Here is an 11,511-nt window from a genome sequence, read left to right as displayed (position 1 = left end):
ATTGGGGCTCATGCGGGGGGCGGGCAGGGCGGGGGAAGCCGCCCATTGTACTGCTGCACCGCAGCAGCGGTCAGCGCCCGCTGCCAAGAATCAGCGTTTGGCCGGTGGTGCCGTCTGCGCCCCGGCCGCGGTCAGGCCAGCACATGCATGTCACTCCAGAGGATGAACGCCTCCGCGGTCAGCTGTGCTTCCAGTTCGGCCAGTGCGGTGTCACGTGCGCTGATCAGCGCCTTCAGGTGCGGACCGGGCGTGTCGTCGCCGGTGTGGGCGCCGGCACCGGCGTCCTCGGCCTGCCGCACCCGCATGCGTGCGGTCTCCATCAGCTGCAGCACGCGCGCAGGCGCCGGATCGGGCACGACGGTGGACGCGCTGCCGGAGCCCAGCGCGGCCAGCGCGGCGGCGTACTTGCCACGCAGGCGTTCGGCCACCGCCGGCGGCAGCTGCAGCAGCCGGCGAGGGTGGGCGTTGTCGGCAATATCGGCCAGCTTCACTTTCAGCGCACGCGGATGCTGGCGGATGCGGGCGTAGTACTGCGTGGCATCGGGTGCGCTGTGCCGGCTGAGCAGGGTGACGATCTCGCGGACCGGCGCCGGAAACGCCTCCAGCCGCGCCGCATGCTGCGGGCAATCCTCCACCACGTCGTGCAGCTAGGCCGCTGCCTTGGCCGTGTCATCGTCATGGATGGCAGCGGCCACGCGCGCGACATGCTCGATGTAGGGCCGCCCGGCCTTGTCCTGCTGCCCGGCGTGGGCTTCGTAAGCCAACGTGCGTGCCTCGACAACCCAGTCCATCATCACCTCCTGCAGGTAGACGATGCAGTATCGCCCACGCTGCTGACCTGAACGAGGTGCCCTGTGAATTTCTTCATCCGCCCTGAAACCCCGGCCGATATCGCCGGCATCCATGCGCTGACCGCGGCGGCCTTTGCCAATGCCCCGCACAGCGGGCATACCGAGCCGTTCATCGTTGATGCGTTGCGGGCCCGCGGTGAACTGCAGGTGTCACTGCTGGCGGTGGACGATGGTCTGCTGCTCGGCCACGTGGCCGTATCGCCGGTGGCGATTTCCGACGGCAGCCCTGGCTGGTATGGGCTGGGGCCGATCTCGGTTGGGCCTGCCTGGCAGGGCCAGGGCATCGGTACGGCATTGATGCATGCGGCCCTGGAAGCACTGCGCCAGCAGCACGCCCGCGGCTGCGTGCTGCTGGGCGAGCCGGCGTACTACCACCGCTTTGGTTTCCGTGCGGAAACGGCGCTGGTGCCGCCGGGCGTTCCTGCAGGGTACTTCCAGGCGCTCTGCCTGCAGCCACCGTTGCCGCAGGGCGAGGTGCGCTATTCCCCTGCATTCGAAGCGACTGCCTGAGTGCGCAAGCCAAGGGCGCGATATCCCCGGGCCGCACTGGTTCAGGGCATTTCGTCGTCGCGCAGCGGCACCCATGGCACCGGCTCGGGTTCCGGCGGCGGAATGCGCCGGCCACCGATATGGGTCAACAGCGCATTGGTGCGCTGTTGTTCGGCCAGCAGCCGGGCCAGCAGCGAGCGGCACGAAAAAATCGCGAAGGGCACGAACAGCCAGATCGCGCCCATTACCACCATCAGCAGGCCCCACATCACTTCGCCTGGTTGCATCGTTCGTCATCCGTGTCGAGGGAGTGCAAACCTAGCATCCAGTGCACGGATTGTGGGCGTGCTCAGCCGCCGTAGCGCAGATGGATCAGCGGATACGGCCGGCCGTGGCCATCGACCGGCGAGCGGCCGGTTTCCACGAAACCCATGTGCAGGTAGAAGCCGGCGGCCTGCGCGTTCTGCGCGTTGACATCGGTAGTGAGCTGGGGGTGTTCGGCCAGCGCGTGCTGCAGCAGCTGGCGGCCCACACCGGAACCGCGTGCGGCGGGGTCAATGAACAAGGCTTCCATGTGGCTGCCATCCACCAGCATGAAACCAAGCGGGCGGTCCTGGGCGTCGGCGGCGATCAGCAGGGGCGCCTGCGGCAGGAATCCGGCCACTTCGGCATCGATGGCCTGTCGGTCATCGGCACTGAGGAAATCGTGGGTGGCATCGACCGAGCGCCGCCAGAGATCGACCAGGGCTGCGCCTTCGTCGGCGCGGGAGGGACGTAGTGTGGGCATGTGACTGTCCAAGGTGCTTGTGAAGGACGCGTAGTATGCTGCTGCCTCACCCGCAATTGAACAGCCCCCAAGCGGGAGGAGAACCATGGTCGACACCCCGCTGGGCGTGCCTGTGCACGATGCCGATGAACACTGGATGCGCCACGCACTGGCCCTGGCCGAGCGCGCGCAGCACGAATTCGACGAAATTCCGGTGGGGGCGGTGCTGGTGGGCGCCGATGGTGCGCTGCTGGGCGAGGGCTGGAACCTCAACATCGCCTCGCATGATCCCAGCGCGCATGCCGAGATCGTGGCGATGCGTGAAGGCGGACGGGCGCTGGCCAACCACCGGCTGATCGGCAGCACCCTGTACGTGACCCTGGAGCCGTGTGCGATGTGCGCCATGGCCATCGTGCACGCGCGCGTGGCACGGCTGGTCTACGGTGCCAGCGACCCCAAGACCGGCGCCTGCGGCAGCGTGTTCAACCTGCTGGGGGATGGCCGCCACAACCACCGGGTGGAGATTCACGGCGGTGTGCTGGCCAAGGAGGCCAGCCTGCGCCTGACCAATTACTTCCGCGCCAAGCGCGGCAAGCCGCCGCTGCTGCTGGAAGACCATGCGGGCGAGGCCTGAGCAGCGAAAGGGTATTATGGGCGCCTCTTTCCTTTACCGGCGGGCGCCCTGCCTGCCCAGCAACGAGGCGACACGATGGTGGAGAACGGCGCGGCCAACGAACGACTGATCTGGATCGACCTGGAAATGACCGGGTTGGATACCGACAACGATTCGATCATCGAGATCGCCACCGTGGTCACCGATGCCCAGCTGAACGTGCTGGCCGAAGGCCCGGAATTCGCCATCCACCACCCGCTGGAGACGCTGGAAGCGATGGATGAGTGGAACCGCAACCAGCATCGTCGTTCCGGTCTGTGGCAGCGCGTGCTGGACAGCACCACCACCCTGGCCCAGGCCGAAGCGCAGACCGTGAATTTCCTCGCGCAGTGGATTCCGGCCGGCGTCTCGCCGATGAGCGGGAACTCGATCTGCCAGGACCGCCGCTTCCTGCACCGGCAGATGCCGCGCCTGGAAAAGTATTTCCACTACCGCAACCTGGACGTGTCCACGGTGAAGGAACTGGCCAAGCGCTGGGCGCCGACCGTGGCTGCCGGCCTGGCCAAGAACAGCAACCACACCGCGCTGAGCGACGTGCACGACTCGATCGCCGAACTGCGCCACTACCGCCAGTACATGGGCGCGCTGTCGGGCCTGCCGACGGCTTGAAGCCGGGTAGCGCCGGGCCATGCCCGGCGGTCCGTTGTGTGCCGGCCAGCGGCCTGCACTACCATCCGTTCAACTCCATGGCGCTACTATCGGCCCATGAACGATCCCATCCTGCTGCCCCGCGATATCGCCCACGATGCCCAGGACTGGGCCGACCTGCAGCGGGCGGTCGCCCTGCTGGAGGCGCCGACGATCACCGCTCGCATGGCCAACCTGGTCGGTACGCCGCTGGAGTTCGCGGTGAAGGCCCTGCCCAAGTCCATTTCCGGGCGCATCCATGGTGCGGTCGAGACGGCGCTGTCGAAGTCCGCGCAGGCCGCGCTGTGGAGCATGGGCAACACGCCGGGCAAGTCGGCCTCCACCCGCTGGCACAAGCTGGCGGCGGCGACATCGGGCGCGGTGGGCGGTGCATTCGGCTTCGCCGCGCTGTTCATCGAGCTGCCGGTGTCGACCACCATCATGATGCGCGCGGTGGCCGACGTGGCCCGCAGCGAGGGTTTCGACCTGTCGCAGTTCAGTACCCGCCAGGCCTGCTTGGAGGTGTTCGCGCTGGGCGGCAACTCGCCGCGCGACGATGCCAGCGAGACCGGCTACTACCTGGCCCGCGGCTTCACCACCGACGTGATGCGCCACCTGTCGGCCGAGCTGGCCGGGCGCGTGGTGACCGGCCGCGACCTGACCCTGGGCGTGGCACCGAAGGAGGCCGGCAAGCTGCTGGCCAAGCTGGTGGAGAAGGTGGCCGCGCGCTTCGGCGTGGTGGTGACCGAGAAGTTCGCCGCGCAGGCGGTGCCGATCGTGGGTGCTGCGGCTGGCGCCACCCTCAATACGATGTTCACCGACTACTACCAGGACATGGCACGCGGTCATTTCATCGTGCGCCGGCTGGAGCTGAAGTACGGCGAGGACGTGGTGCGCACCTGCTATGACCGGGTGGCGCATGGTGCGTTGAAGATCGAGCCGACGCTGTAACCGGGGTCTGCAAACGGGGTCAGAGCCCTTTCCTGCGGAAAGGGATCCGACCCCGACCCTTGCCCTTTCCTGCGGAAAGGGATCCGACCCCGACCCTTGCCTCCACGGCACAACTGTTTTGCCCATCCGCGCCTGTTGCGGGCCACGGCCGATCCCCATCCTTGCGGTCAGTCCCCCGCAAGAGAATGCGCCATGTTGTTCACCCCCCACACCCTGGGCCCGCTGTCGCTGCCCAACCGCATCGTGATGCCGCCGATGACCCGTTCGCGGGCGGCCGCCGGCAACGTCGCCACCGCGCAGATGGCGGAGTACTACGCGCAGCGCGCCGGTGCCGGCCTGATCGTCAGCGAAGGCACCCAGATCAGCCCGCAGGGGCAGGGCTATGCCTGGACCCCGGGCATCCACAGCGAGGAACAGGTGCAGGGCTGGCGGCAAGTGACCGATGCGGTGCATGCCGCCGGTGGCCGCATCTACGCGCAGCTGTGGCACGTCGGCCGGGTCTCCCATGTCGCCCTGCAGCCCGATGGCGCGGCGCCGGTCTCGTCCTCGGCGCTGCTGGCCGAGGGCGTGAAGGTATTCGTCGACCCGACCGGGGCCGGCCCCGAGGCGGGCGTGGGCGAGATGATCCAGCACTCGATGCCGCGCGCGCTGGCCGAAAACGAGATTCCGGGCATCATCGCCGACTACGCGCAGGCCACCCGCAATGCGCTGGCCGCAGGCTTTGATGGTGTGGAGCTGCACGGCGCCAATGGCTACCTGATCAACCAGTTCATCGATTCGCAGGCCAACCAGCGCACCGATGGCTACGGTGGCGCGCTGCAGAACCGCCTGCGCTTCCTGCGCGAGGTGGTGCAGGCGGTAGTGGCCGTGGCCGGCGGCGAGCGCGTCGGTGTGCGCCTGGCGCCGCTGACCACGCTGCAAGGCGCGGTGGACGACACGCCGCAGGCGACCTACCTGGCCGCGGCGCACCTGCTGGGCGGACTGGGCGTGGGCTACCTGCACATCGCCGAGGCCGACTGGGAAGATGCGCCGCTGATGCCGGTGGCGTTCAAGCAGGCGTTGCGCATGGTCTATCCGGGCACGCTGATCTACGCCGGCAAGTACACCGCCGGGCGCGCCGAGCAGGCGCTGGCCGAGGGCTGGGCGGATCTGATCGGTTTCGGTCGGCCGTTCATTGCCAATCCGGATCTGCCGGAGCGGCTGCGGGTGGGCGCGGAATTGAATGCGCCGGATCGCGCGACGTATTTCGGTGGCGGTGCCGCCGGGTTCATCGATTACCCGGCGTTGGAAGAGGCCGCCGAAGCCTGACACCGATCGGTGACGGATGTCGGTAGCGCCGGGCCATGCCCGGCGAGCGCGCCGCGCGGCATCAACGAACTCCGCCGGGCATGGCCCGGCGCTACCTCGACAATCAGGGCTTGTCCCGCACCAGCGCTTCGGCCTCGACCATGCCGCCATCCTTGCCATGCAGGTACAGGTGCATGTCCTGCTGCGGGTAGGGCAGGTTGATGCCGGCCTTGTCGTAGCCCAGCTTGATCTGTTCCAGCAGGGTGACCTTGGTGCCGAACTGGTCGGCCGACTTCGTGAAGCAGCGGATGCCCAGCTTGATCGCGTGGTCGCCCAGTTCGTACACCACCACGTCCGGCTCGGGCGAGGGCAGCACGCGGCTGTCGGCCTTCATCAGGGCGATGGCGGTTTCACGTGCCAGCTGGATGTTGTCTTCGTAGCCGATGCCGATCACCAGTTCGACGCGGCGGGTCGGCTCGGCGGTGAGGTTGATGATCGGCGCGGCGGTGATCAGCGTGTTGGGAATGGTGGTGTGCTGGTTGTCAGCGCCGGTGATGACGGTCTGGAAGATGCGCACTTCGCGCACGGTACCGGTCTGCCCGGCCACGGTCACTACATCGCCCACGCGGAACGGACGCAGGGTCACCAGCATCACCCCGGAGGCGATGTTGGACAGCGAATCCTTCAGGGCCAGGCCGACGGCCAGGCCGGCGGTGCCGAGCACGGCCAGCAGCGGGGTGATCTGCACGCCCAGCGTGCCGATGGCCAGCACCACCACGATCACCAGCGAGGCGGCGTAGACCACGTTGCGCAGGAAACTGCCCAGCATCGGGTCCATGCCCATGCGCGAGGTGGCGCGCGGCAGCGCATTGGACAGACGTCGTGCCACCCACATGCCGACCAGCAGCACGACGATGGCCGCCAGCAACGGTACGCCGTAGGTTTCCAGCAGGCGTTCCCAGTTGAGCGAATGGAACCAGGACGTGGCGGCGGGGGCGGAAGGGACGGCAGCGGCGATCATGCGGGCTCCTTTGCAGCAGTGGTCATGGCGTGTGCGGACGCCAGAAACAGACACGCCCCGCAGAGGCGGGGCGTGCATGCAGCTGCAGTATGGGCGGACGCCAATGAAAGCGACGTCAGCCCATCAATGCATCAAGCGTTGGCCTTGTGCTTGGCCAAGCGCAGCCAGGTGTCGACCACGGTGTCCGGGTTCAGCGACAGCGACTCGATGCCTTCCTGCATCAGCCATTCGGCCAGATCCGGGTGATCGGACGGGCCCTGGCCGCAGATGCCGACGTACTTGCCCTTGGCGCGCGCGGCCTTGATGGCCATCGACAGCAGCTTCTTCACCGCCGGGTTACGCTCGTCGAACAGGTGCGCGACGATGGACGAATCGCGGTCCAGGCCGAGGCTGAGCTGGGTCAGGTCGTTGGAGCCGATCGAGAAGCCGTCGAAGATCTCCAGGAACTCATCGGCGAGCAGTGCGTTGGACGGCACTTCGCACATCATGATGATCTTCAGGCCGTTCTCGCCCTGCTTCAGGCCGTTCTGTTCCAGCACCTCGACGACCTTGCGGCCTTCTTCCAGGGTGCGCACGAACGGAATCATGACCCACAGGTTGTCCAGGCCCATTTCGTTGCGCACGCGCAGCACGGCCTTGCATTCCAGCGCGAAGGCGGCCGAGAAGCTCGGATCGACGTAACGGCTGGCGCCGCGGAAGCCGATCATCGGGTTCTCTTCGTGCGGCTCGTAGTTGCTGCCGCCAACCAGGTTGGCGTACTCGTTGGACTTGAAGTCCGACAGGCGCACGATCACCGGGTTCGGTGCGACCGAGGCGGTGAGGGTGGCGATGCCTTCGGCCAGGCGGTCCACGTAGAAGCTGACCGGATCACCGTAGCCGGCGATCTTCTCGTCGATCTTCTTCTTCGTTGCCGCATCCTGGCGGTCGTATTCCAGCAGCGCGTTCGGGTGGATGCCGATGTGGCTGGCGATGATCATTTCCAGGCGGGCCAGGCCGATGCCGGCGTTCGGCAGCTGGCCGAAGTCGAAGGCACGTTCCGGGTTGGCCACGTTCATCATGATCTTCAACGGTGCCGGCGGCATGTTGCCCAGATCGGTGGTGGTGCGCTCGAAATCGAGCTTGCCTTCGTAGATGAAGCCGGTATCGCCTTCAGCGCAGCTGACGGTGACCTGCTGGCCATCTTCGATGACCTTGGTGGCGTTGCCCGAACCGACCACGGCCGGCACGCCCAGCTCGCGCGCGATGATCGCGGCGTGGCAGGTGCGGCCACCACGGTTGGTGACGATGGCCGAGGCACGCTTCATCACCGGCTCCCAATCGGGATCGGTCATGTCGGCGATCAGCACGTCGCCCGGCTGCACGCGGTTCATGTCTTCCAGCGTCTTGACCACGCGGGCGGTGCCCGAGCCGATCTTGGCGCCGACGGCACGGCCTTCTGCCAGCACGTTGCCGCCCTTTTCAGTCAGTGCGAAGCGCTCGATCTGGGTGGCGTGGCTGCGCGACTTCACCGTTTCCGGGCGGGCCTGCACGATGAACAGCTTGCCGCTGACACCGTCCTTGGCCCACTCGATGTCCATCGGGCGGCCGTAGTGCTTTTCGATGACCAGCGCCTGCTTGGACAGTTCCTGCACGTCCTCGTCGCTGATGGAGAAGGTGCTGCGCAGTTCGACCGGGGTGTCCTCGATCCTGACGCGCTCGCCGGGGACATCCGAATACACCATGCGGATCGCCTTGCTGCCGAGCGAGCGGCGCAGGATCGCCGGCTTGCCGGCCTGCAGGGTGGGCTTGTAGACGTAGTACTCGTCCGGGTTGACCGCGCCCTGCACGACCATTTCGCCCAGGCCGAAGGACGAGGTGACGAACACCACGTCACGGAAGCCGGACTCGGTGTCCAGGGTGAACAGCACGCCGGAGGAACCGACGCCCGAACGCACCATCAGCTGCACGCCGGCGGACAGGAACACGTCTTCGTGCTTGAAGCCGTGGTGCACGCGGTAGGCGATGGCGCGGTCGTTGTACAGCGAGGCGAACACTTCCTTGACCTTGTGCACGACATCGTCGGCACCGGTGACGTTGAGGAAGGTTTCCTGCTGGCCGGCGAAGGATGCATCGGGCAGATCTTCGGCGGTGGCCGAGGAGCGCACCGCAACGGCCACTTCGCCGCCGCCGTTCTCGTCGCACAGCTGCTTGTAGGCGCTGCGGATGTCCTGGTCCAGCTGCGGCTGCAGCGGGGCATCGATCACCCAGGTGCGGATTTCCTTGCCGGCAACGGTCAGCGCGTTGACGTCTTCGACGTCGAGCGTGGCCAGCTTGTCGAAGATGCGCTTGGACAGGTCGTTGTGGGCAATGAAGTCCTTGAAGGCTTCAGCGGTCGTGGCGTAACCGCCGGGGACGGAGACCCCCAGACCGGCAAGGTTGCCGATCATTTCGCCCAGCGACGAATTCTTGCCGCCTACGCGGGCCAGATCGCCCAGACGCAGTTCGTGCAACCACAGGATATTCTCGTTCAAGCGCGATGCTCCGTTTGGCCATCGCCCGAGGCGGGCTGAATGGCCGCGTCCGTAGGAAGAAGCCGATATGATGCCGGTCGCAGTACCGTCGGCACAAGCTTGTGCTGCAACCATTTTCAGCTTCAGAGGGGTGAAAACCGCCTATGTCGACCATCCGTCCGGTGTTCTACGTTTCCGATGGAACCGGTATCACCGCTGAAACCATTGGGCATAGCCTGCTCACGCAGTTCACCGGGTTCAGCTTCATCACTGATCGAATGTCGTTCATCGACGACCCCGAAAAAGCCCGGGAAGCCTGTACCCGGATCCAGGCAGCGGGGGAGCGCTACCAGGTCCGGCCCATCGTGGTGAACTCCTGCGTGGACCAGAGCCTGAGCCTGATCCTGGCCGAAAGCGGGGCCCTGATGCTGGACGTGTTCGCCCCGTTCATCGAGCCGCTGGAGCGCGAACTGTCCAGCCCGCGCTTGGCCCGGGTCGGCCAGGCCCACGGCATGGTGGACTTCGAGACCTACCACCGCCGCATCAACGCGATGAACTTCGCCCTGACCCACGATGACGGCATCGCGGTGAATTACGACGATGCGGACGTGATCCTGGTGGCGGTGTCGCGCGCCGGCAAGACGCCCACCTGCATCTACCTGGCCCTGCACTACGGGGTGCGCGCGGCCAATTACCCGCTGACCGACGAGGATCTGGAGAGCGACCGCCTGCCACCGCGGTTGAGAAACTATCGTCGGAAACTATTCGGCCTGACCATCGATCCGGACCGCCTGCAGCAGATCCGCCAGGAGCGCCGGCCGAACTCGCGCTACGCCAACCTGGACACCTGCAAGCGCGAGGTGGCCGCGGCCGAGGTGATGTTCCAGATGGAACGGATCCCGACGCTGAGCACCACCCACACCTCGATCGAGGAGATTTCCAGCAAAGTGCTGGGCACGCTGGGGCTGCAGCGCGAGATGTACTGACCGGAGCTGCCCCCTGTAGAGCCGAGCCCACGCTCGGCTGGGCCACCGGGGGGGCTGACCGGAGAGCAGCCGAGCGTGGGCTCGGCTCTACTGGCGTGAGGGCCGTCTGCGGGTTGGCGGCGGTTGAACGCCCCCCCCTTTGGCCGGGCCCATGCAGCCCCCACGTTGTATGGCCAACGTGTAGGATCGACCCATGGCCCACGCCTCGCCCCGCACCGAACGCATTCCCCGCCTGAGCCGGCTCAGCTGGCTGATGGGCCTGTATGCCGAGAATTACCGGCATCTGGTGCGCCTGTTCGCCCCGGCCGAACTGACCGCCGGCAGCTACGTCTCCTCGGTCGGCGACGGACTGGACGTGCGCCTGGACGTCATCGAATGCCACCGCTACACGGTGGAGCTGCGCCTGACCTACGACCTGGCCGACCCGGTGACCGGTGAGCCGGACCCCTCGGCCTATGTGCGCCTGTACCGTGACGCCCGCCAGGCGGAAACCACCCACTGCTACGTGGGCCGCCGCTGGCAGGACACGATGGGCCTGTACCCGCCGCCGGCCGAGCTGATCAGCCACCGCATGCGGATGAACACCTTCCTCGGCAAGTGGCTGGAATACCTGGCCGAGCGCGGCCACGGCGTGGCCACCCTGCGCCGCGACCCAGAGGGCAGCGTCGCGCTGCCGGCCGAGCGCCGCCTGTCGCTGGTGCGCTGATCGGCCATAATCCGGGGCTGACCTGCCGCTGGATGCACGCCCATGCCGTATACCCCGATCGTCGCCACCCTGGGCTATGTGCTCTCGCCCGATCGTCGCCAGGTGCTGATGATCCACCGCAACACCCGCCCCGGTGACCACCACCTGGGCAAGTACAACGGCCTGGGCGGCAAGGTTGAACCGACCGAGGACGTGGCCGCCGGCATGCGCCGCGAGATCGCCGAGGAAGCCGGCATCGACTGCACGGCCATGCGCCTGCGCGGCACCATCAGCTGGCCGGGCTTCGGCAAGCATGGCGAGGACTGGTTCGGTTTCGTGTTCGTCATCGACAGCTTCGAAGGCAGCCCGCACGGCGGCAACCACGAGGGCACCCTGGAGTGGGTGGACGTGGACAAGCTGGACACGCTGCCGATGTGGGAGGGTGACCGCAACTTCCTGCCGCTGGTGTTCGATGCCGACCCGCGGCCGTTCCACGGGGTGATGCCGTACCGCGATGGGCGCATGCAGAGCTGGGCGTTCAGCCGGCTCTGAGGCCACTGGGGCGCCGCTGCGCTCGCCGGGCATGGCCCGGCGCTACCGATTCCGCACCCTCCAGGTAGCGGCCGGCCCAGGCCCGCCGGGGGGGGGGGGGGCCCGGCCCGGGCCCCGGGTTAAACCGCCGGGAC

The 11,511-nt window shown here is 67.2% G+C and carries 14 protein-coding genes; 8 read left to right on the top strand and 6 right to left on the bottom strand.

The annotated features are described in order from the left end of the window. Positions 1 to 131: 131 nt before the first annotated feature. Both IAE56_RS21180 and IAE56_RS21175 read right to left on the bottom strand, forming a co-directional pair. Positions 132 to 635 (bottom strand): hypothetical protein, encoded by a 504-nt coding sequence (locus IAE56_RS21180; RefSeq protein WP_234456204.1) that lies wholly within the window; start codon positions 633 to 635, stop codon positions 132 to 134. A gap of 12 nt (positions 636 to 647) precedes the next feature. After that, positions 648 to 791 (bottom strand): hypothetical protein, encoded by a 144-nt coding sequence (locus IAE56_RS21175; protein ID WP_234456203.1) that lies wholly within the window; start codon positions 789 to 791, stop codon positions 648 to 650. 63 nt (positions 792 to 854) lie between these two features. On the opposite strand from IAE56_RS21175, the gene IAE56_RS18855 reads away from it, so the two are divergent. After that, complete coding sequence (locus IAE56_RS18855; RefSeq protein WP_200753587.1) at positions 855 to 1,361, top strand: N-acetyltransferase; 507 nt, start codon at positions 855 to 857, stop codon at positions 1,359 to 1,361. 41 nt (positions 1,362 to 1,402) lie between these two features. On the opposite strand, the gene IAE56_RS18850 is transcribed toward IAE56_RS18855, so the two are convergent. Further along, a complete protein-coding gene (locus IAE56_RS18850) occupies positions 1,403 to 1,609 on the bottom strand; it encodes a hypothetical protein (RefSeq protein ID WP_234456202.1) in 207 nt (68 codons plus the stop codon). Positions 1,610 to 1,689: 80 nt separating this feature from the next. Continuing rightward, a complete protein-coding gene (locus tag IAE56_RS18845; protein WP_108769182.1) occupies positions 1,690 to 2,127 on the bottom strand; it encodes an acetyltransferase in 438 nt (145 codons plus the stop codon). Positions 2,128 to 2,212: 85 nt separating this feature from the next. On the opposite strand from IAE56_RS18845, the gene tadA reads away from it, so the two are divergent. From tadA to IAE56_RS18825, 4 genes are all read left to right on the top strand, one after another. After that, positions 2,213 to 2,740, top strand: a complete 528-nt coding sequence (tadA, locus tag IAE56_RS18840; protein ID WP_200753586.1) for a tRNA adenosine(34) deaminase TadA — start codon at positions 2,213 to 2,215, stop codon at positions 2,738 to 2,740. 75 nt (positions 2,741 to 2,815) lie between these two features. Further along, a complete protein-coding gene (gene orn / locus IAE56_RS18835) occupies positions 2,816 to 3,388 on the top strand; it encodes an oligoribonuclease (protein WP_200753585.1) in 573 nt (190 codons plus the stop codon). A 96-nt stretch (positions 3,389 to 3,484) separates the two neighbouring features. Next, the gene (locus IAE56_RS18830) at positions 3,485 to 4,357 is read left to right on the top strand and encodes an EcsC family protein (RefSeq protein WP_200753584.1); all 873 of its coding nucleotides are present in this window, start codon (positions 3,485 to 3,487) and stop codon (positions 4,355 to 4,357) included. 192 nt (positions 4,358 to 4,549) lie between these two features. Beyond that, positions 4,550 to 5,665: an alkene reductase gene (locus IAE56_RS18825; RefSeq protein ID WP_200753583.1), complete on the top strand. Its 1,116-nt coding sequence runs from the start codon at positions 4,550 to 4,552 to the stop codon at positions 5,663 to 5,665. Between the two features lie 103 nt (positions 5,666 to 5,768). On the opposite strand, the gene IAE56_RS18820 is transcribed toward IAE56_RS18825, so the two are convergent. Both IAE56_RS18820 and ppsA read right to left on the bottom strand, forming a co-directional pair. Beyond that, complete coding sequence (locus tag IAE56_RS18820; protein WP_200753582.1) at positions 5,769 to 6,665, bottom strand: mechanosensitive ion channel domain-containing protein; 897 nt, start codon at positions 6,663 to 6,665, stop codon at positions 5,769 to 5,771. Positions 6,666 to 6,796: 131 nt separating this feature from the next. After that, complete coding sequence (gene ppsA / locus IAE56_RS18815) at positions 6,797 to 9,175, bottom strand: phosphoenolpyruvate synthase (RefSeq protein WP_108769176.1); 2,379 nt, start codon at positions 9,173 to 9,175, stop codon at positions 6,797 to 6,799. A gap of 143 nt (positions 9,176 to 9,318) precedes the next feature. On the opposite strand from ppsA, the gene IAE56_RS18810 reads away from it, so the two are divergent. The 3 genes from IAE56_RS18810 to IAE56_RS18800 all read left to right on the top strand — a co-directional run bounded on the left by IAE56_RS18810 (position 9,319) and on the right by IAE56_RS18800 (position 11,377). Beyond that, positions 9,319 to 10,140 carry a pyruvate, water dikinase regulatory protein gene (locus IAE56_RS18810; protein WP_200753581.1) on the top strand — a complete coding sequence of 274 codons (822 nt, stop codon included), beginning with the start codon at positions 9,319 to 9,321 and terminating at the stop codon, positions 10,138 to 10,140. A 193-nt stretch (positions 10,141 to 10,333) separates the two neighbouring features. Beyond that, positions 10,334 to 10,846 (top strand): DUF1249 domain-containing protein, encoded by a 513-nt coding sequence (locus IAE56_RS18805; RefSeq protein ID WP_108769174.1) that lies wholly within the window; start codon positions 10,334 to 10,336, stop codon positions 10,844 to 10,846. 42 nt (positions 10,847 to 10,888) lie between these two features. Continuing rightward, the gene (locus IAE56_RS18800) at positions 10,889 to 11,377 is read left to right on the top strand and encodes an 8-oxo-dGTP diphosphatase (RefSeq protein ID WP_108769173.1); all 489 of its coding nucleotides are present in this window, start codon (positions 10,889 to 10,891) and stop codon (positions 11,375 to 11,377) included. Positions 11,378 to 11,511 lie beyond the last annotated feature (134 nt).

The organism is Stenotrophomonas sp. S41 (assembly GCF_016624625.1).
Lineage (GTDB): Bacteria > Pseudomonadota > Gammaproteobacteria > Xanthomonadales > Xanthomonadaceae > Stenotrophomonas.
This window is presented reverse-complemented; position numbering and strand designations above follow the sequence as displayed.